The following is a 23,247-nucleotide window of genomic DNA, read 5'->3' on the forward strand; positions in this document are numbered from 1 at the left end:
CCGCGCGTGACGGCGTCAGCCACGCGCGACGGAGGGCCGTCAACCGCGCGTGACGGGCTCGTACGCGGCCACCAGACCGTCGATCGCCGGGCCCAGGAAACTCCGCGTCAGGCCGGCCCGCCGTGCCGCCCACCCGTCGGCGTGCGGCGCCGGGTCGCCGTAGCGCCGCCGCCGGATGTCGTCGACGACGACGCCGGGTGCGCCGAGGCCCGGCAGCAGCTCCAGGGCCTCACGCTTGGAGATCAGACGCCCGTCCTCCAGCGTGACCGTCGCCCGCGCGAAGGTGACCATGCCGAGGTCGACCCACACGTCCTGCTCCCACCGCCGGGCCTTGTCGAGCGCGGGCCGCCAGAACTCCTTCTGGTCGCGCACGACGAAGGCACGCAGCTCCGCGTCCGGCACGGGCGACAGCAGTTCTTCGGGCGGCTCACCGTGCAGGACGAGGCCGAACGCCTGGAGCTCGCGGCGTGTGACCGGGGTGACCGGCCGCCTCATCAGCCCGTTGTGCGCCCAGGTGACGTGCGACAGTCCCGCGCCGGCCGTGCTGCCGGGGGTCAGATAGCTGCAGTGCAGCTTCACGGCCAGCGGTTCGGCGGTGCGCAGACGCCGGTGCAGCCGGGTCAGTCCGCGCAGCGTGCGCAGCGTGAGAGGCCCTTCCAGGACCGCGATCAGGTCGAGGTCGCTGTGCCCTTCCTGGTAGTCGCCCCCGGCCAGCGAGCCGTGCGCCCAGAGGGCGACCGGGGCGAAGGGCCGCAGATCGGTGCGGAAGCGGTCCAGTAACCGGGTGGTGGCGTCGTCGTCGGTCATCCGCACAGTCTGGAGTGCCCGCACCGACCGGTGAAAGGGTGTCGCGCTATTCGACCCCGTAGACCCGCTGCGCGTTGCCCGCGGCGATCAGGCCGGCCACCCGCTGCGCGTCGGCCGGCGACCACGCGCCCTCGGCGACCCAGGTGCCGAGCACCCGCGCCAGCGCCTCCCGGAACAGCCGGGCACCCACCACGTGCAGCTCGGGCAGACCGTGCGCGCCGCTGGAGAACACGAGCTTGCCGAAGGGCGCCAGCTCCAGGATCTCGGACAGGACGGCCGCCGCCCGCGCCCCGGTACGGACCAGAGCGGCGCCGAGATCCGCGTACACGTGCGGGAAGACACCCGCGAGATGAGCCGCGTGCCGGTGGTACGGGTAGCCGTGCAACAGGACGAGATCGGTGCCCAGGCCGGCCGTGGCACGCACGAAGTCCGTGAGCAGGACCGGGTCCGTACGGTCGATGCGCAGGCCCGGTTCGCCGAGTCCGGCGTGGAGTTGCAGGGGCAGGCCCGAGGCGACCGCGATCCACAGCAGGTGGCGCAGCAGCACCGGATCGCTGAGCGTCCCGCCCACGCGGCGGCCCGTCAGCCAGCGTCCCGCGGCGCCCCGCACCTCCCCGGGGCCGGGCGGTTCCGGCGCGAGCGACAGACCGTGCCGCACTCCGGCCACGGACGTGAAGGCCACCGCGTTCCCGGCGGCGCCGTGGACGGACTCGGCGAGATTGGCGAGAAAGGACTCGACGGTGCCGGAGGTGTCGGCGACCTGCTCGGCGAGGAGCTCCAGCCGGACGATCTCGTGCGCCCGGGCGGCGCCGGCGGAGGCCATCTCGTCGGGCCCGGTGAGGTCGCCGGGCAGTCCGGTGTCCACGAGATAGGTCGTGATGCCGCTGCCGCGCAGCAGTCTGCGGCCCGACTCCAGTACGCCGAGCTCGCGCCGCCGTGCGAGATAGCGGGCCGGCGGGCAGTGCGGTTCCAGGCCCAGCAAGGGTGGACACCAGCGGCGTACGGCGAAGCCCGTCTGGGTGTCGAAGAGGGTGGTGCCGGGGGCCGGCGGCCCCTCGGTCCGGGCAAGGTGGGCCTCGAACGTGCCGAGGCCCAGCTCTGTCCGCAGCACGCCGTGGCAGTACTGGTCCACGAGGGACGGCGTTTCGATCATCCGGACTCCCGCGACTGGACCGTGTCTTCTCAGGTCCTAACGGGTGAACCGGGTGTCAGGTGTTGCTCTCGCACACCCCGTACGAACGGTCGACGGTTGTCAGCCGTTGCTCGGTCCGCCGACCTGGATGCCCGCCATCCGCGTCCACTCGTACCGGCCGGTCCTCACCTTGGCGGCGAACTCCCCGTCGAAATCCTCGTGGACGGTGATCCCGGCCTTCTGCACGGCCTGCTCGGCGATGGCGTAGGTGGGTGCCACGAGGTCGCCCCAGTCGCCGTCCTCGCCGACGAGGACGATCCGGGCGCCCTTCTGCCCGATGTACGCGACCTGTCCCTCGGCCCCTCCGTGCTCCTTGGAGAACGCGGAGATCCGCTGGGCGAGCCTGGCCGCCTTGCGCTCGGCCTTGGCGTCCTGGGGGGCGCCGTTGCTCTCGTCAACCTGCTGCGTGTCTGCCATGGCCAGGATGCTACCGACGGGTAGATCAAACAGCGACGGGTGGGGTGCGTGGCCTTGGCCACGCACCCCACCCGTGGTGTGTCGTCAGTGGGGAATCAGCGCAGGAACGGGTCGACCGCGACGGCGACGAAGAGGATCGAGACGTAGGTGATGGACCAGTGGAACAGGCGCATCTCCTTGAGCTTCCCGCCCGTCACCTCGGCCTTGGCGCGGTTCTGCAGACCGTGCGCCTCCCACAGCCAGAACCCGCCGGCCGCGAGGGCCACCGCGGTGTAGAACCAGCCGGTGTAGCCGAGCGGGGTGAGGAGCAGGGAGACCACGACCATCACCCAGCTGTAGATGACGATCTGGCGGGCGACCACCTTGTTGCTGGCGACGACCGGCAGCATCGGCACGCCCACGCGCGCGTAGTCCTCCTTGACCTTCATGGACAGCGGCCAGTAGTGCGGCGGCGTCCAGAAGAACATGACGAGGAAGAGGATGACCGGCGCCCACGACATGGAGTTCGTGACGGACGACCAGCCGATGAGCACCGGCAGACAGCCCGCGATGCCGCCCCACACGATGTTCTGCGACGTACGGCGCTTGAGGATCATCGTGTAGACGACGACGTAGAAGAGGAGCGCGCCGAGCGACAGCCATGCCGACAGCCAGTTGACGGTCAGTCCGAACAGGAGCGTCGAGACGACCGCCAGCGTGGTGCCGAAGGCCAGGCACTCGCGGGGGCTGACCATGCCGGTGACCAGCGGGCGCTGCGAGGTGCGCTCCATCAGGGCGTCGATGTCACGGTCGATGTACATGTTCAGCGCGTTGGCTCCGCCCGCGGACAGATAGCCGCCGAGGCAGGTGAGGAGCACCAGCTTCAGGTCGGGCACCCCCTGCTGGGCCAAGAACATCACCGGAACGGTGGTGATCAGCAGCAGTTCGATGATGCGCGGCTTGGTCAGCGCCACGAACGCTTTCACGCGGGCCCCGAACGGCCGCCGGCCCCGGTTGCTGCTCGACTCGAGCTCCCCCACGGCCTTGAGGGCGCGGGAGGTGCCCACACCCGCTGGACGGGATTCGACGGCCGTCACGCACACCCCTGACAGAGACATCCCAGCAAGCCTCCCCGTGTGAAGTCCCGGTAAAGGCTCGCGCGTACCACGCCACTGTAGACGTTGCCCAGACCCCGACATTCGCGGGGGTGGGGTCGTGTTGGGCGGCGCCGCTGGAAGAGCCGAGCGGCACTCGATTGAGCACTCGGACGGGCGGCTCCGTATTCAGTTGCCTGACACGGATCGGACCAGTCGGGAGGCGGATCCCGAAGAGTCCCGGCAGTCTGGAATGACTCGAAAAAACGCACGTACTTACGGGGGTAGGCTCGACAACGCCGGTGGGCGCCCAGTGCACCGGTATTCGACATGCGTGACATGTGGAGAGGAGCCCTGACCCAGGGTGAGCACCAAGCCGACCACCACAGACCTGGACTGGACCGAGCTGGACCAGCGGGCCGTGGACACCGCCCGCGTCCTGGCCGCCGACGCCGTACAGAAGGTCGGCAACGGCCATCCCGGCACGGCGATGAGCCTGGCTCCGGCCGCGTACACCCTCTTCCAGAAGGTGATGCGACACGACCCCGCGGACCCCGAGTGGGTCGGGCGAGACCGGTTCGTGCTGTCCGCGGGCCACTCGTCCCTGACGCTCTACACGCAGCTGTACCTGGCGGGCTTCGGCCTCGAGCTGGATGACCTGGCGTCCTTCCGCACCTGGGGCTCCAAGACCCCCGGCCACCCGGAATACGGGCACACGAAGGGCGTCGAGACGACGACCGGTCCGCTCGGCCAGGGCGTCGCCAACGCCGTGGGCATGGCCATGGCATCCCGCTACGAGCGCGGCCTGTTCGACCCGGACGCCGCGCAGGGCGAGTCGCCCTTCGACCACTTCATCTACTGCATCGCCGGCGACGGCTGCCTCCAGGAAGGCATCTCCGCCGAGGCGTCCTCGATGGCCGGCCACCAGGAGCTCGGCAACCTGATCCTGCTGTGGGACGACAACCACATCTCGATCGAGGGCGACACGGAGACCGCGGTCTCCGAGGACACGGTCAAGCGGTACGAGGCGTACGGCTGGCACGTGCAGCGCGTCGCCCCGAAGCCGGACGGCGACCTGGACCCGCACGCGATCTACAACGCCATCGAGGCCGCGAAGAAGGTCACCGACAAGCCGTCGTTCATCGCGATGCGCTCGATCATCGCGTGGCCCGCCCCGAACGCGCAGAACACCGAGGCGGCGCACGGCTCGGCGCTCGGCGCCGACGAGGTCGCGGCCACCAAGCGCGTCCTGGGCTTCGACCCGGAGAAGTCGTTCGACGTCTCCGAGGAGGTCCTCGCCCACACGCGCGGGGCGCTCGACCGGGGCCGTGAGGCCAAGGCCGAGTGGGAGAAGGGCTTCGCCGCCTGGCGTACCGCCAGCCCGGAGCGCGCGGCCGAGTTCGACCGCATCGCCGCGGCGGAGCTGCCGGCGGGCTGGGAGGAGAAGCTCCCGGTCTTCGAGGCGGGCAAGGGTCTGGCCACGCGTGCCGCGTCCGGCAAGGTTCTGCAGGCGCTCGGCGCCGTCATCCCCGAGCTGTGGGGCGGCTCCGCCGACCTGGCCGGCTCGAACAACACGACCATCGACAAGACGTCGTCGTTCCTGCCGGCGGACAATCCGCTGCCGGAGGCGAACCCGTACGGCCGCACGATCCACTTCGGTATTCGTGAGCATTCGATGGCCGCGGAGATGAACGGAATCACGCTGCACGGCAATACCCGTGTGTACGGCGGTACGTTCCTCACCTTCTCCGACTACATGCGCAACTCGGTGCGCCTTTCCGCGCTGATGCACCTGCCGGTCACGTACGTGTGGACGCACGACTCGATCGGTCTGGGCGAGGACGGCCCGACCCACCAGCCGGTCGAGCACATCGCCTCGCTGCGCGCCATCCCGGGTCTGAACGTCGTCCGTCCCGCGGACGCGAACGAGACCGCGATCGCGTGGCGCGAGATCCTCAAGCGCTACACGAAGGTGTTCGGCAAGGGCGCCCCGCACGGCCTGGTGCTGACCCGCCAGGGCGTGCCGACGTACGAGCCGAACGAGGGTGCCGCCAAGGGCGGTTACGTGCTGTTCGAGGCCGAGGGCGGTACGCCCGAGGTCATCCTGATCGCCACCGGTTCCGAGGTGCACGTCGCGGTGGAGGCGCGCGAGCAGCTCCAGGCCGCGGGCGTCCCGACGCGGGTCGTGTCCATGCCGTCGGTGGAGTGGTTCGACGAGCAGGACCAGGGGTACCGGAACAGCGTCCTGCCGCCGTCGGTGAAGGCGCGGGTCGCGATCGAGGCGGGTATCGGTCTGACGTGGCACCGCTTCGTCGGGGACGCCGGCCGCATCGTCTCGCTGGAGCACTTCGGCGCTTCGGCCGACGGCAAGGTGCTCTTCCGCGAATACGGTTTCACCGCCGAGAACGTCGCCTCCGCAGCGCGGGAATCGATCGCCGCAGCCCAGCGCTGACGCTGAAATACGACACGTAGGAGATGCAATTTCCATGACAGACGCACTCAAGCGCCTCTCCGAGGAAGGCGTCGCGATCTGGCTGGACGACCTGTCGCGCAAGCGGATCACGTCCGGCAATCTCGCCGAGCTGATCGACCAGCAGCACGTCGTGGGCGTCACCACCAACCCGTCGATCTTCCAGAAGGCGATCAGCAGCGGCGACGGTTACGAGCAGCAGCTCGCGGACCTCGCCGCCCGCAAGGTGACCGTCGAGGAAGCGATCCGCATGATCACGACGGCGGACGTCCGCGACGCCGCCGACATCCTGCGCCCGGTCTTCGACGCGACGGGCGGCCAGGACGGCCGGGTGTCGATCGAGGTCGACCCGCGTCTGGCGCACAACACGAAGGCGACCGTCGCCGAGGCCAAGCAGCTGGCCTGGCTGGTGGACCGTCCCAACACCCTGATCAAGATCCCGGCCACCAAGGCGGGCCTCCCGGCGATCACCGAGACGATCGGCCGGGGCATCAGCGTCAACGTCACGCTGATCTTCTCGCTGGAGCGCTACCGCGAGGTGATGGACGCCTACATCGCCGGTCTGGAGAAGGCCCGCGAGCGGGGTCTGGACCTGTCGAAGATCCACTCCGTGGCGTCCTTCTTCGTCTCCCGCGTGGACACCGAGATCGACAAGCGCATCGACGCGCTGGGCACCGACGAGGCCAAGGCCGCCCGCGGCAAGGCCGGCGTCGCCAACGCGCGGCTCGCCTACCAGGCGTACGAGGAGGTCTTCTCCTCCGACCGCTGGGCGGCCCTGGACAAGGCGCAGGCCAACAAGCAGCGTCCGCTGTGGGCCTCCACCGGTGTCAAGGACAAGGCGTACAAGGACACCCTGTACGTGGACGAGCTGGTGGCGCCGAACACGGTGAACACCATGCCGGAGGCCACTTTGGTGGCCACCGAGGACCACGGGCAGATCAGGGGCAACGCGATCGCCGGTACGTACGAGCAGGCCCGCGCCGAACTCGACGCGGTCGAGAAGCTCGGGATCTCGTACGACGACGTGGTCCAGCTCCTGGAGGACGAGGGCGTCGAGAAGTTCGAGGCGTCCTGGAACGACCTGCTCAAGTCGACCGAGGCGGAGCTTGAGCGCCTCGCCCCGTCGGAGGGCTGAAATCTTGTCGAGCAGCAATCCGCTGCGTGACCCCGCAGACCGACGGCTCCCGCGTATCGCGGGGCCGTCGGGCCTGGTGATCTTCGGCGTCACGGGCGATTTGTCACGTAAAAAGCTGATGCCCGCGGTGTACGACCTCGCCAACCGGGGTCTGCTGCCGCCGGGCTTCTCGCTCGTCGGCTTCGCACGCCGCGAGTGGGCCCACGAGGACTTCGCCCAGGAAGTCCACGACGCCGTCAAGGAGCACGCCCGTACGCCCTTCCGCGAGGAGGTCTGGCAGCAGCTGGTCCAGGGCATGCGGTTCGTGCAGGGCACCTTCGACGACGACGACGCCTTCGAACGGCTGCGCTCCACGATCGAGGAGCTCGACAAGGCACAGGGCACGGGCGGCAACTTCGCCTTCTACCTGTCGGTGCCGCCGAAGTCGTTCCCCGTGGTGATCCAGCAGCTGAAGAAGCACCGGCTCGCCGACCAGGAGAACGGTTCCTGGCGACGCGCGGTCATCGAGAAGCCCTTCGGCCACGACCTCAAGTCGGCCGAGGAGCTCAACAAGGTCGTCCACGAGGTCTTCGCCTCGGACCAGGTCTTCCGCATCGACCACTACCTGGGCAAGGAGACGGTCCAGAACATCCTGGCGCTGCGGTTCGCCAACACGATGTTCGAGCCGATCTGGAACCGGTCCTTCGTGGACCATGTGCAGATCACGATGGCCGAGGACATCGGCATCGGAGGCCGGGCGGGCTACTACGACGGCATCGGCGCCGCCCGCGACGTCATCCAGAACCATCTGCTCCAGCTGATGGCGCTGACCGCCATGGAGGAGCCCGCCTCCTTCGACGCGGACGCGCTGGCAGCGGAGAAGACCAAGGTCCTCGGGGCGGTCCGGCTGCCCAAGGACCTGGGCAAGCACACCGTGCGCGGGCAGTACGCGGCCGGCTGGCAGGGCGGCGAGAAGGTCACCGGCTACCTCCAGGAAGACGGCATCGACGCCAAGTCGAAGACCGACACGTACGCGGCGGTCAAGCTGGGCGTGGACAACCGCCGCTGGGCGGGCGTCCCCTTCTACCTGCGCACCGGCAAGCGTCTGGGCCGTCGCGTCACCGAGATCGCGGTCGTCTTCCAGCGCGCCCCGCACTCCCCCTTCGACACCACGGCCACCGAGGAGCTCGGGCAGAACGCGATCGTCATCCGCGTGCAGCCGGACGAGGGCGTCACGGTCCGCTTCGGCTCGAAGGTCCCCGGCACCTCGATGGAGATCCGGGACGTGTCCATGGACTTCGCCTACGGCGAGTCGTTCACGGAGTCGAGCCCGGAGGCGTACGAGCGGCTGATCCTGGACGTGCTGCTCGGCGACTCGAACCTCTTCCCGCGCACCGAGGAGGTCGAACTGTCCTGGAAGATCCTCGACCCGATCGAGGAGTACTGGGACCGGCACGGCAAGCCCGCGCAGTACCCGGCGGGCACCTGGGGGCCCGTCGAGGCCGACGACATGCTCGAGCGAGACGGACGGAGCTGGCGTCGCCCATGAAGACCGACCTCACGGACACCACGGCCAGCAAGATCAACAAGGCGCTGGTGCAGGGCCGCCGTGCCATCGGCACACCGGCCGTAGGGATGGTGCTCACCCTCGTCATCGTCACCGACGAGGAGAACGCCTACGACGCCCTGAAGGCCGCGAACGACGCCTCGCGCGAGCACCCCTCGCGCACCCTGGTCGTCATCAAGCGGGTCTCGCGCTCGCCCCGCGACCGCACCAAGTCGCGGCTCGACGCCGAGGTGCGGCTCGGGGCGGAGGCGGGCACCGGTGAGACGGTGGTGCTGCGCCTGTACGGCGAGGTCGCCGACCACGCCGACTCCGTGGTCCTGCCGCTGCTGCTGCCGGACGCTCCGGTCGTCGTGTGGTGGCCGGTGAACGCGCCGCTGGACCCGGCCAAGGACCCGTTGGGCGCGCTCGGCCAGCGCCGGGTGACGGACACCTACGCGGCCGAGTCGCCGGTACGGGAGCTGAGCGCCCGCGCCGACTCGTACACCCCCGGTGACACGGACCTGTCGTGGACCCGCATCACGCCCTGGCGTTCGATGCTGGCCGCGGCCCTGGACCAGGTCACCTGCGAGGTGGAGGCCGTGGAGGTGGAGGGCGAGGAGTTCAACCCGAGCTGCGAGCTGCTCGCCATGTGGCTGGCGAACCGACTCGACGTGCCGGTCAAGCGCTCCCTGTCCTCCGGTCCCGGCCTCACCGGTGTCCGGCTGGGCACGAGCTGCGGCCCGATCGTCCTGGACCGCGCCGACGGCACCCTGGCGACCCTGTCCATCCACGGACAGCCCGACCGTGCGGTGGCGCTCAAGCGCCGCGACACCTCCGAGCTGATCGCGGAGGAGCTGCGCCGTCTCGACCCGGACGACACGTACGCCTCGGCGCTCCGCTACGGCGTGGACCGGCTGAACGTGGACGGCGCGCCCGACGAGGTGGTCCCCGCCACGGCCGGGACCACCACGAAGGCGCCCGCCGCCAAGTCGCCCGCGGCCAAGGCCCCGGCCGGGAGGACCGGCTCGGCGGCGGCGAAGAAGGCCACAGCCAAGAAGGCTCCGGCGAAGAAGGCGGCAGCCGAGTGAGCACTCCCCAGCTCGTCGTGCACCGCGACAAGGAGCTGATGGCCCAGGCCGCCGCGGCCCGGCTGATCACGAAGGTGGTCGACGCGCAGGCCTCTCGCGGCTACGCGTCGGTGGTGCTCACGGGCGGCCGCAACGGCAACGGGCTGCTCGCGGCGCTCGCCGCCGCGCCCGCCCGGGACGCCGTCGACTGGGGCCGCATCGACCTGTGGTGGGGCGACGAGCGGTTCCTGCCCGAGGGCGACCCGGACCGCAACGACACCCAGGCCCGTGCGGCGCTCCTCGACTCGGTGCCGCTGGACCCGGCCCGGGTGCACCCGATGCCCACGTCGGACGGCCCGTACGGCGCCGACGCCGACGCGGCGGCGGAGGCGTACGCAGCCGAGCTCGCCAAGGCCGCGGGGCCGGAGAACCACGGTGCGGTGCCGACCTTCGACGTCCTCATGCTGGGCGTCGGGCCGGACACCCATGTGGCCTCGCTCTTCCCGGAACTGCCCGCGGTGCGGGAGACGGAGCGGACGGTGGTCGGCGTGCACGGTGCGCCCAAGCCGCCGCCGACACGCATCTCCCTGACCCTGCCCGCGATCAGGTCCGCGCGCGAGGTGTGGCTCCTGGCCGCCGGCGAGGACAAGGCGCAGGCCGCTGCCATCGCACTGTCGGGAGCGGGTGAGATCCAGGCCCCGGCCGCCGGAGCTCACGGCCGCTCCCGCACGCTGTGGCTCCTGGACGCGGCGGCCGCCTCGCAGCTGCCGCGCTCGCTGTACCCGCCGGCTTCGGCGTGACACGGGGGCGGCGGAGGGGTTCGCCCCTCCGCCGCCCCCGCCGGTTCGTGACCTGCGGCCTCACTTGACCGACCCGGCCATCACCCCCTGCACGAAGTGCCGCTGGAAGGCGAAGAACACGACCACCGGCACCACCAGCGACAAGAACGCGCCGGGCGCGAGCACATCGATGTTGCTGCCGAACTGCCGTATCTGGGACTGCAGTTCCACGGTCAGTGGCTGCGAGGAGCTGTCGGCGAAGAGCAGCGCGACGAGCATGTCGTTCCACACCCACAGGAACTGGAAGATCGCCAGGCTGGCGATCGCCGGGCGGCCGACCGGCAGGACGAGCCGCGTGAAGATGCGCCACTCGGTACCGCCGTCCATGCGCGCCGCCTCCAGCATCTCCCGCGGCATCTCGGCGAAGTAGTTCCGCAGCAGGAAGATGGCGAACGGCAGCCCGTAGGAGACGTGGAAGAGAACGACTCCGGGGATCGTGCCGAACAGCCCCAACTGGCCGAAGAGTTTGGCCACCGGCAGCAGACCGATCTGCACCGGCACCACCAACAGGGCCACCACGAGCAGGAAGAGCGGCTCGCGGCCGGGGAAGTCCAGCCAGGCGAAGGCGTATCCGGCGAGTGCGGCGATGACGACGACGAGGAACGTGGCCGGGACCGAGATCAGTACCGTGTTCCAGAATGCCTGCGTCATGCCCGCGTTGCCGAGCAGCGCCGAGTAGTTGTCGAAGGACAGCCGGCCCGGTTCGGCCAGTGTCGTCCACCAGCCGCCCTTCGCGGTGTCCTGGGCGGATCGCAGCGAGGACAGGAACAGCCCGGCGAGCGGGGTGAGCCAGATCAGCCCCACCACCACGAGGAACGCCTGCACCAGGCTGTTGCCGAGCCCTCGCCTGAGCGCGTTCATCGTTGACTCCCTCGGAAGCGGCGGACGTTGAAGACCATGGCGGGGATGACGAGGAGCAGGAGCAGCACTCCGAGCGCGCTGCCCAGCCCCTGGTCGTTGCCCCCGCCGAAGGACACCAGCCACATCTGGGTCGCGAGCACGGTGGCGTCCTCCTGCACCGGGCCCGGCGCGATGATGTAGACGAGGTCGAAGACCTTCATCACATTGATCACGAGGGTCACGAAGACCACGGTGAGGACGGGCCCGAGGAGCGGCACGGTGATCCGGCGGAAGACCTGCCACTCGTTCGCGCCGTCCATCCGCGCCGCCTCCAGCGCGTCGCGCGGCAGCGAGGCGAGGCCCGCGCCGATCAGCACCATGGCGAATCCGGTCCAGATCCACAGGTAGGCGCCGATGATGGCGGGGGTGACGAGCGCGGGCCCCAGCCAGGAGATCCCGTCGTACGGAGGGGCGAAGTTCGACGCCGGCAGCGTCAGGGCGTACGAGCCGGGGTCCAGGCCGCCGAAGCGGAAGGAGCCGTCGGCCGCCGTGGTGGCGCTCGCGACCGTCTTCCCGTCGCGCACGGCCTCGACCTCGATCCCGGGCAGTCCGCTCTCCTGCCGGTCGACCTTGCCCTGCTCACCTCCCCCGCCGCGCGTGAAGTCCAGGTAGACGACGCCGCGCAGTTCGTCCGGAGCGGCCTTCCGCACGGCCGCCGGGTAGGCGGGTCGTGCGTCCCCGGGCAGGTCGTCGGCGAGGACGCCGACCAGCCCGAGGTCGACCGCGTGACCGGGCGACGCGGCGGCGGTCGTGCGGTAGGAGCCGTCGGCCCCCTTGGTCAGGCCCTGGCCGTCGCGGGCACGGGCGGTCGGGTACGACGAGGTGCCCTTGAAGGCGTCGTGCACGGAGACGACGGCCGCGTTCAGGACGCCCTTGTCGGGGTCCTCGTCGTAGGCGAGGCGGAAGATGATGCCCGCGGCGAGGAAGGAGACCGCCATCGGCATGAAGAGCAGCAGCTTGAAGGCCGTGGCCCAGCGGACCTTCTCGACCAGCACGGCGAGGATCAGGCCCAGGGCCGTCAGCAGCGCCGGCGCCACGACCACCCAGATGGTGGTGTTGCGGATGGCCTTGATCGTGGCGGGGTCGCGGAACATCGCGCTGTAGTTGTCGCCGCCCACGAACCGGGTGCCCGAGGCGTCGAAGAAGCTGCGCCCCACGGAGAACAGCACCGGGTAGACGACCAGGGCACCGAGCAGGAGCAGCGCCGGGAAGACGAACGCGATCGCGATGATCCGGCCGCGACGGCGGGCCCGGCGCCTGCGGTCGGCCATGCCGACGGGCGGGGGGCTCGCCTGTTTCAGGAGCGTGGCGGTCACGTCGATCAGCCCTGGTACGCCTTGGCCGCCGCGCTCTCAAGAGCGGCCGCGGTGGCCTTGGGGTCGGACGGGTCGCGCAGGAAGTCCTGGAGGATCTTCCATTCGCCCGTGCCCTTGGTGCCGCCGAACGCGGCGGGGGCCTGGTCGGACATGTCGAAGCGGACCGAATCCCCCGCGGCGACCAGCGACTTGGCGGTCTCACGGGTGACGTCGTCGCCGTAGGCGGCGAGGTCGAGCTTCTTGTTCGGGGAGAGGAAGCCGCCCGCCTCGGCCCAGACGGCGGACGCCTCGGGGGTCGCCAGGTACTCCAGGAACTGCTGGGCGGCCTTCTGGTTCTTGCCGTCCTTGAGCACGACGGCCGCGTCGCCGCCGCTGACCACGGGCGCCTTGCCGCCGCCGACCGCGGGGAAGGGGAAGAAGTCGGCGTCCTCGCCGATCTTCTTGCCGAACTGGTCCTTGGCGACGCCGGCCACGAAGTCGCCCTCGTACACCATGCCCGCCGCGGGCTTGGGTCCGAAGACCTTCTCCACGGAGCCTGGGAAGTCGGTGTTCAGCGCCTGCTTCTGGCCGCCGGCTATGAGCTGCTTGTCCTTGAACAGCTTGCCGAGGGTGGTGAGCGCCTCGACGACGGTCGGGTCGGTCCACTTGATCTTGTGCGCGGCCAGCGCGTCGTACTTCTCGGGTCCGGCCTGCGAGAGGTAGATGTTCTCGAACCAGTCGGTGAGGGTCCAGCCGTCCTGCCCGGCGACGGAGAAGGCCGCGAGGCCCGACTCGGAGACGGTGTGCCCGGCCTTCAGCATCGCGTCGTACGTCGTCGGCGGCTTGACGCCGGCCTGGTCGAGGGCGTCGGGGCTGTACCAGACGGTCGACTTGTGGGCGGCCTTGAAGTACAGCCCGTACAGGGTGCCGTCGACGCTGCCGTAGTTCTTCCACACGCTGGCGTAGTTGGCGTCCACGGCCTGCTCGGTCTTCGGGGACAGCGGCCTGAGCCAGCCCTTCTTCGCGAACTGCTGGAGCACGCCGACCTGCGGGACCATGACCACGTCCGGGGCGTTGCCGCCCTCGATCTTGCTGCCGACGACGGTGGAGACGTTGTCGCCGGTGGAGGTGAACTGGGTCTTGGCGCCGGTCTTCTCGGTGAAGGCGTCGAGGACCTTCTGGAAGTTCTTCTGTTCGCTGCCGGACCAGACACCGGCCACGGAGATCGTCTGTCCGCTCAGCGACTTGCCGCCGCCCGCGGAGACGGGGCCGCCGCCGCAGGCGGTCGCGCCGAGGGCGAGGGCGAGGGTGGTGCAGCTCGCGAGCAGGGTCGTACGTCGTCGCATCATCGTTGATGTCCCTTCGAGGGCAGGAGGATTGACGTGCGTGCAAAGAGCAGGCGACTCAGGGGTTGGTGCAGTCGCTGATCCACCAGGCGGCCGTCGAACCGGGCAGGACGCCGGGCGTGCAGGGGCCGCTGGACAACAGGGGGGTGCCGGAGACCGGCGCGGAGGTGGGTGCCGTACCGAAGTTGACGGCGCAGACGAGGCCGTCGCCGCGGACGAAGCCGAGGACGCCGGGCGGCGTCTCCAGCCAGCGCAGCGTGCCCTCCCCCAACTGGGGCATTCCGGCGCGCAGTTGGAGACCGTCGCGGTACAGGTGCCAGAAGGAACGGGTGTCGGCGAGGGCGCGGTCGGTGGCGTACTCGGCGAAGTAGGCGGGCTGCGGCAGCCACGGCTTGGCGCCCTCGACACCGGAGGTGAACCCGAAGGGCGAGGCGGCGCCCGACCAGGGCAGGGGCACACGGCAGCCGTCGCGGATGCGGGCGCGGCTCCCGGTTCGGCGGTAGATCGGGTCGGTGAGCACGTCGTCCGGCAGGTCGACGACCTCGGGGAGCCCGAGTTCCTCGCCCTGGTAGATGTACGCGGCTCCGGGCAGGGCCAGCATCAGCAGCGCGGCGGCGCGGGCCCGGGCGGCACCCAGGCCGCTCCCCTCGGTGGTGGGTTCGCCGTAGCGGGTGACCGTGCGGACCTGGTCGTGGTTGTTGAGCACCCAGGTGACAGTGGAACCGGTGCCGGCGATGTCCTGCATGGCCTCGGAGACGACCTTGCGGAAGGCGTCGGCGTTCCAGGGGGCGCTGAGCAGGTCGAAGAAGAAGGCCTGGTGCAGCTCGTCGTGGCGCACGTACTCGGCGTGCTCGCGGGCCGTCGGTACGGAGACCTCGCCGACGAGCAGTCGCTCGTGGCCGTCGCGGGCGGTGTACTCCTCGCACACCGACCGCCAGTGGCGCCAGACGTCGTGCACCTCGGGCTGGTTCCAGGCGAGCGGGTTGACCGAGTCGCGGGTACGGGCGTCGGCCTCGGGGTCGGGCGAGTCGGGCAGGCCGGGGTGCTTGAAGAGACCGGCGGCGACGTCGATGCGGAACCCGTCGACGCCCCGGTCGAGCCAGAACCGCAGGACGTGCTCGAAGTGGGCGCCGACCTCGGGGTTGCGCCAGTTCAGGTCGGGCTGTTCGGGCGTGAACATGTGCAGGTACCACTGGCCCGGGGTGCCGTCCCGGTCGGTGGTGCGGGTCCAGGCGGGGCCGCCGAACATGGCGTGCCAGTTGTTGGGCGGTTCGGACCCCTCCGGTCCGCGGCCCTCGGCGAAGTGGAAGCGGGCGCGCGCCCGGCTGCCGGGCGCCGCGTCCAGCGCCTCCCGGAACCACGGGTGTTCGCCGGAGCAGTGGTTGGGGACGATGTCGAGGAGGACCTTGATGCCGAGCCGCCGGGCGTCCGTCATCAGCAGGTCGAACTCGGCGAGATCGCCGAACAGCGGGTCCACGTTGCAGTAGTCGGCGACGTCGTAGCCGTGGTCGTGCTGCGGCGAGGGGTAGAAGGGGCTCAGCCAGATGCCGTCGACCCCGAGCTTCTTCAGGTAGGGAAGTCCGGCCCGGACCCCGGCGAGATCGCCTATGCCGTCCCCGGTGCTGTCCAGGAAGCTCCGGACGTACACCTGGTAGATCACTGCGTCGCGCCACCAGCGGTGCGTGTTGAGCGTCACCCGTTGACCTGTCTGTGCGTGCCTACGGTTATGCATACATGTTAAGTAGGCGTGTCGCGAGGGTGTCAACGAAGAGACAGAAGCTACTAAGGGGTTGGCCCTTGATATGCGGACTTATTCGGGCACCCAGAGACAGGTTGAGACCTTGGTGTTACTTAACAAGTAACTAGCGCTGGGAGATGGCGGCCAGCTCCCGCGCCAGCCGGCGCACCGCGCTCTCGGGGGTCTGGTGCCCGGTCAGCGCGTCGTGCACGACGGCCTGCACCACCAGGCTGACCTGGTCGTAGTGCGGGCTCTTGGGGCGCGGGGAGGCCGTCTCCACGGCGGCGCGCAGCGTCGGCAGGTAGGGGAACCGCCGGATCAGTTCGGGGTCGTCGTAGAGGGAGGCGCGGACGGGCGGCAGCGCTCCGCGGGTCAGGACCTGGCGCTGGACGCTCTCACCGGTCAGGTACGCGATCAGGCGCGCGGCCGAGTCGGGATGCCGGGCATGGGTGTTGACAGCCAGGTTGGACCCGCCGAGGACGCTCCTGCCGGGACCGTCCGGTCCGGGCAGCGGTACGGCGCCGACCTTGCCGGCCACCTCGGAGCCCTTGGCCGAGGCTGCGACGTACGCGTAGGGCCAGTTCCGCAGGAAGAGCAGCCGGCCGTCCTGGAAGGCCTGCTTGGACTCCTCCTCCTTGTACATCAGCGCCCGCCGCGGGATCCAGCCCTCGCGCACCCCGCGCGCGAGGAAGCCGATGCCCTCGCGGGCCGCGTCGGAGTTCACCGTGACCCGGGTGCCCTCGTCCCCGAGGATCGTGCCGCCCGCCGAGTACACCGCCTCGGCCGCGTTGACGGTGAGGCCCTCGTAGGGCAGGAACTGGCCGGCGTAGCCGTCGAGTCCGTACTTCGGCGCGATGGTCCTCGCGTCCCGCTCCAGTTCGGCCCAGGTGCGCGGCGGCGGGACGCCCTCCTTGGCCAGCACGTCCTTGCGGTACAGGAGCAGCCCGGCGTTGGTGACGTACGGGACGGCGTACAACTGCCCGTCGTAGGTGGCCGTGTCGGTCACCGGGTCCAGGAAGGTCTTCAGCGGGAAGCGGTCGCGCGGCAGCGGCCGGATCCAGCCCGCCGCCGCGAACTCGGAGGTCCAGTTGACGTCGATGTTGAGGACGTCGAAGCGGCTGCGGTCGCCGCCGCGCAGGTCGGTGGTCATCTGCGCGTGGGTCTCGTCCGCGGAGTCCGGCAGCTCGACGAGGTCGACCTTCTCACCGGGGTGGGTACGGTTCCAGCCGTCGAGCAGCGGCCCCAGATAGCCGGTGAGGTCCCCCGCGGTGGCCAGGGTGAGCGGGCCGCGCCCCGTGCCGCGCCCCGCGTCGGCCCGCGCCCCGGAGGCGACGTAACCGGTCAGGACGACAGCCATGACCAGGAGGCCCCTACCGGCGGCATGCATCCACCGCATAGGTTCCTCCCTGTACACCGGCGCCGGGCACCTTCGCCCGGAGTCAGAGGCCATGTATACCTGTTAGGTATGGGCGATACTAGGGCCTGCGGCACATTACAAGGATCCGAGGAGGAGAGCACGAGTGCGGCTGCCCCTCCTGGCCCTGCTGGCGCGTGGCCCGGCGCACGGCTATGAGCTCAAGCAGGACCTTGAGCAACTGCTGGGCTCCGCGTACCCTCAGCCGAACGTCGGCCAGGTCTATGTGACCCTCGGCCGCCTGGAGAAGTCGGGCCTGATCGAGGGCGAGGAAGTCGAGCAGTCGAGCCGGCCGAACAAGAAGATCTATCACCTCACCGATGCCGGGCGTGAGGCGCTGCGCGCCTGGTACGAGGAGACGGCGGACGAGCCGCGCGTCCGGGACGAGTTCTTCATGAAGCTCGCGCTCGCACCGCAGACCGGTCTCGCCGACCAGATCGCCCTGATCAACAAGCAGCGGCGCCAGTACCTGAACACCATGCGCAATCTGTCGAAGCTCGCCGCGGCCGAGAACCGGGACAACCGCATCTCCCAGTTGCTCATCGAGGGGGCCATGCTGCATCTGCAGGCCGACCTCGACTGGCTGGAGCGCTGCCAGGAGGAGCTGGAATGAACGCCGCCGCCGATCCCGATCCCGGGCCCCACACCACGAGCGACCCGGTTCCGCTGCTGCGGGCCGAGGGCCTGGTCAAGACGCACTACGGCGAGGGTGCCCCCGCCCATGCCGTACGCGGTGTGGACCTCGCCGTGCGCAAGGGCGAGTTCGTGGCGGTCACCGGCCCGTCCGGCGCCGGGAAGTCGACCCTGCTGCATCTGCTCGGCGGGCTTCAGCGCCCGGACGCCGGCAGCATCTGGCTGGACGGCGAGTGCACCAACGGGTACGGCGAGGCCCGCTGGGCCGTGGAGCGCCGGCGCCGCATCGGCATCGTCTTCCAGTTCTTCAATCTCGTCTCCAACCTGTCGGTCGCCGACAACGTGGAACTGCCCGCCCTGCTCGCCGGGGTCTCCCCCCGGCAGGCCCGTGCCGAACGCGAGCGGCTGCTGGACGAGCTGGGCCTGAAGGACAAGGAACGCAGCATGCCGGGCGAGCTGTCCGGCGGCGAGCAGCAGCGCGTGGCACTCGCCCGCGCCCTGGTCAACCATCCGCCGCTGCTGCTCGCCGACGAACCGGCCGGAAGCCTCGACAGCAAGGGCACCCGCGAGGTGACCCGGCTGCTGTCCCGCTTCCACCAGCGGGGCCAGACCATCGTGCTCGTCACCCATGACGCCCGTCTCGCGAGCGCCGCGGACCGGGTGATCAGTTTCTTCGACGGACGTATCGCCGACGACGCGGAGCTCGGCGGCACTCCCTCGCGCGCGCCGGGCATATCCGGCGTGCTGGAACTGAAGGACTGAGCCGTCGTGCGGGCCACTCTGCGCTGGGCTCACGCCGATCTGCGCACACATCGCGGCGAGGCGCTCTTCATCGTCCTCGCCACCGCGGGCATCGTCGCCTCCCTGCTGCTGGCCACCGCCCTCTTCGGGTACGCGACCAATCCGTGGCAGCGCGTCTTCAGCCAGTCGCAGGGCGCGCACGTGTGGATCCACACCGGTCCCTTGGCCGACCCGCGCAGACTCGCGGAGCTGGACGGCGTCACGTCCGTCGCGGGCCCCTATCCGACGGCCGGCGCCACCCTGGAGTCGCGCGGCACCCGGGCCTCCGTGGAGCTGCGCGGCACCGTCGAGCCTCCCGCCATCGGCCGACCGCTGCTCACCGCGGGCCGCTGGCTCGACGTCGGCGCGCCGGACGGCGTGGTGCTGGAGAGCAGCCTCGCCCGGGCGCTGTGGGCGGAGCCCGGCGACATCCTCACCCTGCCCGGCACCTCGCGGACCCTGACCGTCCGGGGCGTCGCCGACAGTGCCGAGCCCCGCTACAGCCCCGGGGAGCGGCCGGGTCTCGTCTGGGCGCTGCCCTCGGCACTGCCGCGCGCCACCGGCGGCCAGGTGACAGGGCTGCGGCTGACCGATCCCGAGGACACGGACTACGCCGTCCAGCGCGCCGTCACCCTGCTGGGCGCCGGAGCGGTCACCGAGGTCTCCGCCTGGCAGCAGGCGCGGGCCGAGGCGCAGGGCGACAACCGGCTGCTCGGCCAGGTCCTCGGCCTGTTCGGGCTGGGCGCCCTCGCCGCCGCCGGTCTCGCCGTGCACGGAGCGATCGGCACCCGGGTGCGCGGCCACCTCCGGGACATATCGGTCCTGAAGGCCATCGGGTTCACCCCCGGCCAGGTGGTGCGGATCTTCCTCCTCCAGCACGTGGCGTTCGCCCTGCTGGGCGCCGTGCTCGCGGCGGCGCTCACCGAGGGCCTGGGCAGCCGGATCCCCGGGCGCCTCGGGGACGCGGTCGGCGTGTGGCAGGGACTGCCGGGGTACACGGCGGCGCTGGTCGCGGTGCCGGTCGCCGCGGTGCTGTTCATCGCCGCGACGACCGGGCTCGCGGCATGGCGGGCCGGCCGGGTGCCTCCTGTTCCGGGGCTGCGTGCCGCGGCACCGCTCGGCGGGCGGCTCTCGGGCCTGGCGCGCGGGGCGCTCGGGCTGCGGCTGCCGTCGGCCCTGGTCCTGGGCTGGCACAAGGCGTTCACCCGGCGGCTCCGCTCGCTGGCCACCGTCGCCCGGCTGGCGCTGCCGCTGCTGCTCATCGTGGTGGCCATGAGCGCCTGGACCACCATGGACCGCTTCCACAGCGAGCCCGAGCGGATCGGTCTCGCCGCCGGTCTCACCGTGCGGGCCGACGACACCCTGAGCGAGCCCGGTGTCCGAGCCCTGCTGGCCCGCGATCCGCGGGTCACCGCCGTCCATCCGGGCATCGAGGTGGCGGCACTGGCGCCCGGTCAGACGGGCACGATCGCGCTGCGCGGGCTCGGCACGCATGAGCACCCCTACCCGTTCTCCCTCGCGCAGGGGCGCCTCCCGAGCGGTCCCGACGAGGCCGTGGCGGGCCAGGGGCTGCTGGACCTGCTGGACGTACGGGTCGGTGTCTGGATCCGGATGATGGTGGGCGACCGCCCACAGATCCTGCACATCGTGGGGCGCAGCATCGAGCCGGAGAACAACGGACGGGTCATCTCCACCTCCCTGGACTCGCTGCGCGAGAACGACCCGGAGCTGCGGCCGAGCCTCTATCTGCTCCAGCTGCGCCAGGGTGCCGACCAGCACCGTGTCGCCGCCGCGCTGACCGCGTCCGGGCACGGGCACATCGACGTGCACGCGGTGACGAACCCGGCCGACGGGCTGTCGCCGCTGCGTGCGGTCGTCGCGGGGCTGATCGCCGTACTGGCGCTGATCGGTCTCATCGAACTGCTCACCGCCATCGGCGGGACCGTGCGCGAGGGCGAGCGGGACCTGCTGGCGCTGAAGGCGATCGGGCTGACCCCGCGGCAGATCACCGCGGTCACGGTGACGGCCACCGGATGCACCGCACTGGCCGCCGTCGTCGTCGGCACGGCGCTGGGGCTGCCTCTCGCGCACTGGCTGATCGACGCCCAGGGCAGGTCGAGCGGCATCGGCGCCGGCATCGCGCGGGGGCCGTCCCCCGTCCTGCTGGTGCTGTTCGGCGTGGCCGCCGTGCTGGGCGCCGCGGCCCTCGCCGCCCTGCCCGCCGCCCGCGCCGCCCGCAGGCGGCTGGCGGACACGCTGAGCGCGGTGTCCTGAGCACGGTCAGGACCCGGACGCTCCCGGGCCGTAAGGGTAGGGGTGCGGGTTCTGCGGCGCCCCCGGCGCGTAGGGGCCGCCCTGCGGGTTCGGCGCGTACGGGTGTCCCTGCGGCGGGAACGGGACGTACGGGGACCCCTGCGGCGGGTGCGGGGCGTACGGCCGGGCGGGCGACGGTGCGAACCCTCCGGGCGGTGTGTAAGAGGGCGGCGGTGCGAACCCGCCGGGCGGTGGGTACGCGGGCGGCTGCGCGGGGCGCGGCGTCGGCAGCGTCGCGGGATGCGCGCCCAGCCGGATCCCGTACCGGCGGCGCAGCCGGCTCATCTCCAGCGCCGCGATGGCCGTGACCGTCACCGGCGCGCCCAGGATGAACACGATGCCCATCGTGAAGCTGAGCCCGTGCAGATCACCGGTGACCAGGTCGGGGATGGCCATCAGCCAGGTCGTCACCGTGGCCAGCAGCGGCGGCAGACAGCGGTGCACGGCGGCGGAGCCGAAGAAGTTCCCCGACACCTGCACCGCGCCGTAGGCCACGACGCCGGTCAGCCACATGGCCGACAGACCGACCACGAGCAGCGCGGCCATGCCGAGCGAGGTGGACAGCTGCCACAGGAAGACCGTGCAGACCACCGTGCCGATGAAGAACAGCAGCAGCTTGAGCGAGTTGAACAAGGGGGTCCTGAGCTGGCGCACGGTCCCCGTGCGCCGCCACACGAAGAGCATCACACCCACGGTCAGGGGCGTGATGAACAGCAGCACCGCGGACGCCGTGAGCATGTTCTCCAGCACTTCCGTGAAGTCGAACCTGCCCTGCACGAAGGTGTACACGCCGAACGCGGCGATCGCTCCCGCGATGACGCGTACACGCTTGAGCCGCTCCACGGACGGATCGAGGGACGCCGGGATCCACGCCGGGTGGAACAGCGCCTTCGCCACCTGCTTGGGCTGCAGGACCGACCTCGCCGACAGCCGCTCACTCGTCCAACGTCCACGCGTGCCGGCCAACTTCTACTCCCCCGAGTCATCGCCTGCATGATCGCCCGGGGATTCTACGGGAAGCGGACGGACTCCCGCCGCCCGCTTCCCGCGATCCGGTGTGCCCTACCGTCCGCGCAGCTCGCGGTACTTGGCGACGAGGGCCTGCGTCGACGCGTCCAGACCGGGGACGTCGGTGCCTTCGGTCAGGGCGGGTTCGATCCGCTTGGCGAGGACCTTGCCGAGTTCGACGCCCCACTGGTCGAAGGAGTCGATGTTCCAGACGGCGCCCTGGACGAACACCTTGTGTTCGTAGAGGGCGATCAGCTGGCCCAGGACGGAGGGGGTGAGTGCGCGCGCGAGGATGGTGGTGGTGGGGTGGTTGCCGCGGAACGTCTTGTGCGGGACCAGTTCCTCGGGCACGCCCTCCGCGCGGACCTCGTCGGGGGTCTTGCCGAAGGCGAGCGCCTGGGTCTGCGCGAAGAAGTTCGCCATCAGCAGGTCGTGCTGGGCGACCAGAGCGGGCTGAAGGTCCTCCACCGGATCGGCGAAGCCGATGAAGTCGGCGGGGATGAGCTTGGTGCCCTGGTGGATGAGCTGGTAGTAGGCGTGCTGGCCGTTGGTGCCCGGGGTGCCCCACACCACCGGGCCGGTCTGCCACTCGACCGGGTTGCCGTCGCGGTCCACGGACTTGCCGTTGGACTCCATGTCCAGCTGCTGCAGATACGCGGTGAACTTCGACAGGTAGTGCGAGTAGGGCAGCACGGCGTGCGACTGGGCGTCGTGGAAGTTGCCGTACCAGATGCCCAGCAGGCCCAGCAGCAGCGGCGCGTTGGCCTCGGCGGGAGCGGTGCGGAAGTGCTCGTCGACCAGGTGGAACCCGTCGAGCATCTCGCGGAACCGGTCCGGACCGATCGCGATCATCAGCGACAGGCCGATCGCCGAGTCGTAGGAGTACCGCCCGCCGACCCAGTCCCAGAACTCGAACATGTTGGCGGTGTCGATGCCGAACTCCGACACCTTCCCCGCGTTCGTCGACAACGCCACGAAGTGCTTCGCGACCGCTTCCTGATCCGCCCTCAGCCCGGTCAGCAGCCACGAGCGCGCCGAGGTCGCGTTGGTGATGGTCTCGATGGTGGTGAAGGTCTTGGAGGCGATGATGAACAGCGTTTCGGCCGGGTCGAGGCCGTGGGTGGCCTCGTGCAGGTCGGCGCCGTCGACGTTGGACACGAAACGGACCGTGAGATCGCGGTCGGTGAACGAGCGCAGCGCCTCGTAGGCCATCGCGGGGCCCAGGTCGGAGCCGCCGATGCCGATGTTCACCACGTTCTTGATGCGCTTGCCGGTGTGACCGGTCCATTCGCCCG

At 70.7% G+C, this 23,247-nt stretch carries 19 protein-coding genes; 8 read left to right on the forward strand and 11 right to left on the reverse strand.

Going from position 1 to position 23,247, the window contains the following annotated elements; translation table 11 throughout:
* Positions 1-39 precede the first annotated feature (39 nt).
* From H305_RS0128295 to H305_RS0128310, 4 genes are all read right to left on the reverse strand, one after another.
* A complete protein-coding gene (locus H305_RS0128295; RefSeq protein ID WP_037765572.1) occupies positions 40-807 on the reverse strand; it encodes a nucleotidyltransferase domain-containing protein in 768 nt (255 codons plus the stop codon).
* Positions 808-853: 46 nt separating this feature from the next.
* Positions 854-1,960 carry an amidohydrolase family protein gene (locus tag H305_RS0128300; protein ID WP_028803416.1) on the reverse strand — a complete coding sequence of 369 codons (1,107 nt, stop codon included), beginning with the start codon at positions 1,958-1,960 and terminating at the stop codon, positions 854-856.
* A 99-nt stretch (positions 1,961-2,059) separates the two neighbouring features.
* The gene (locus tag H305_RS0128305) at positions 2,060-2,416 is read right to left on the reverse strand and encodes a hypothetical protein (protein ID WP_028803417.1); all 357 of its coding nucleotides are present in this window, start codon (positions 2,414-2,416) and stop codon (positions 2,060-2,062) included.
* Between the two features lie 95 nt (positions 2,417-2,511).
* Positions 2,512-3,498, reverse strand: a complete 987-nt coding sequence (locus tag H305_RS0128310) for a heme o synthase (RefSeq protein ID WP_028803418.1) — start codon at positions 3,496-3,498, stop codon at positions 2,512-2,514.
* Positions 3,499-3,853: 355 nt separating this feature from the next.
* Between H305_RS0128310 and tkt the strand changes: the two genes are divergently transcribed.
* From tkt to pgl, 5 genes are read left to right on the forward strand one after another with little or no spacing between them, the layout of a single operon-like run.
* A complete protein-coding gene (gene tkt, locus H305_RS0128315) occupies positions 3,854-5,941 on the forward strand; it encodes a transketolase (protein ID WP_028803419.1) in 2,088 nt (695 codons plus the stop codon).
* Positions 5,942-5,975: 34 nt separating this feature from the next.
* On the forward strand, positions 5,976-7,094 hold the full coding sequence (tal, locus tag H305_RS0128320; RefSeq protein ID WP_028803420.1) for a transaldolase: 1,119 nt from the start codon (positions 5,976-5,978) through the stop codon (positions 7,092-7,094).
* A gap of 1 nt (position 7,095) precedes the next feature.
* Positions 7,096-8,622, forward strand: a complete 1,527-nt coding sequence (gene zwf, locus H305_RS0128325; RefSeq protein ID WP_306453545.1) for a glucose-6-phosphate dehydrogenase — start codon at positions 7,096-7,098, stop codon at positions 8,620-8,622.
* Positions 8,619-9,707, forward strand: a complete 1,089-nt coding sequence (gene opcA / locus H305_RS0128330) for a glucose-6-phosphate dehydrogenase assembly protein OpcA (protein WP_028803422.1) — start codon at positions 8,619-8,621, stop codon at positions 9,705-9,707. The genes zwf and opcA overlap by 4 nt, the downstream gene beginning before the upstream one ends.
* Positions 9,704-10,486, forward strand: coding sequence for a 6-phosphogluconolactonase (pgl, locus tag H305_RS0128335; RefSeq protein WP_028803423.1), 783 nt, complete (start codon positions 9,704-9,706; stop codon positions 10,484-10,486). Before opcA ends, pgl begins: the two co-directional genes overlap by 4 nt.
* Positions 10,487-10,546: 60 nt before the next feature.
* On the opposite strand, the gene H305_RS0128340 is transcribed toward pgl, so the two are convergent.
* From H305_RS0128340 to H305_RS0128360, 5 genes are all read right to left on the reverse strand, one after another.
* Entirely contained in the window at positions 10,547-11,386 is an 840-nt protein-coding gene (locus tag H305_RS0128340; protein ID WP_028803424.1) for a carbohydrate ABC transporter permease, read from the reverse strand.
* On the reverse strand, positions 11,383-12,741 hold the full coding sequence (locus H305_RS0128345) for an ABC transporter permease subunit (RefSeq protein WP_028803425.1): 1,359 nt from the start codon (positions 12,739-12,741) through the stop codon (positions 11,383-11,385). Before H305_RS0128345 ends, H305_RS0128340 begins: the two co-directional genes overlap by 4 nt.
* 5 nt (positions 12,742-12,746) lie before the next feature.
* On the reverse strand, positions 12,747-14,069 hold the full coding sequence (locus H305_RS0128350; RefSeq protein WP_028803426.1) for an ABC transporter substrate-binding protein: 1,323 nt from the start codon (positions 14,067-14,069) through the stop codon (positions 12,747-12,749).
* A gap of 55 nt (positions 14,070-14,124) precedes the next feature.
* Positions 14,125-15,798: an alpha-amylase family glycosyl hydrolase gene (locus tag H305_RS0128355; protein ID WP_051371030.1), complete on the reverse strand. Its 1,674-nt coding sequence runs from the start codon at positions 15,796-15,798 to the stop codon at positions 14,125-14,127.
* 130 nt (positions 15,799-15,928) lie between these two features.
* On the reverse strand, positions 15,929-17,200 hold the full coding sequence (locus H305_RS0128360) for an ABC transporter substrate-binding protein (protein ID WP_028803428.1): 1,272 nt from the start codon (positions 17,198-17,200) through the stop codon (positions 15,929-15,931).
* A gap of 124 nt (positions 17,201-17,324) precedes the next feature.
* Between H305_RS0128360 and H305_RS0128365 the strand changes: the two genes are divergently transcribed.
* From H305_RS0128365 to H305_RS0128375, 3 genes are read left to right on the forward strand one after another with little or no spacing between them, the layout of a single operon-like run.
* Positions 17,325-17,831 carry a PadR family transcriptional regulator gene (locus H305_RS0128365; protein ID WP_028803429.1) on the forward strand — a complete coding sequence of 169 codons (507 nt, stop codon included), beginning with the start codon at positions 17,325-17,327 and terminating at the stop codon, positions 17,829-17,831.
* Positions 17,828-18,613: an ABC transporter ATP-binding protein gene (locus H305_RS0128370; protein WP_028803430.1), complete on the forward strand. Its 786-nt coding sequence runs from the start codon at positions 17,828-17,830 to the stop codon at positions 18,611-18,613. The genes H305_RS0128365 and H305_RS0128370 overlap by 4 nt, the downstream gene beginning before the upstream one ends.
* 6 nt (positions 18,614-18,619) lie before the next feature.
* On the forward strand, positions 18,620-20,905 hold the full coding sequence (locus tag H305_RS0128375) for an FtsX-like permease family protein (RefSeq protein ID WP_028803431.1): 2,286 nt from the start codon (positions 18,620-18,622) through the stop codon (positions 20,903-20,905).
* A 6-nt stretch (positions 20,906-20,911) separates the two neighbouring features.
* Here H305_RS0128375 and H305_RS0128380 read toward each other — a convergent pair whose 3' ends face one another.
* Positions 20,912-21,910: a DUF3824 domain-containing protein gene (locus tag H305_RS0128380; protein WP_028803432.1), complete on the reverse strand. Its 999-nt coding sequence runs from the start codon at positions 21,908-21,910 to the stop codon at positions 20,912-20,914.
* 96 nt (positions 21,911-22,006) lie between these two features.
* A partial coding sequence (gene pgi, locus H305_RS0128385; RefSeq protein ID WP_028803433.1) for a glucose-6-phosphate isomerase occupies positions 22,007-23,247 on the reverse strand: 1,241 nt, incomplete at its 5' end.

The sequence above is a fragment of the Streptomyces sp. 142MFCol3.1 genome (genome assembly GCF_000424945.1).
In the GTDB taxonomy this organism is placed as follows: Bacteria; Actinomycetota; Actinomycetes; order Streptomycetales; family Streptomycetaceae; genus Streptomyces; species Streptomyces siamensis.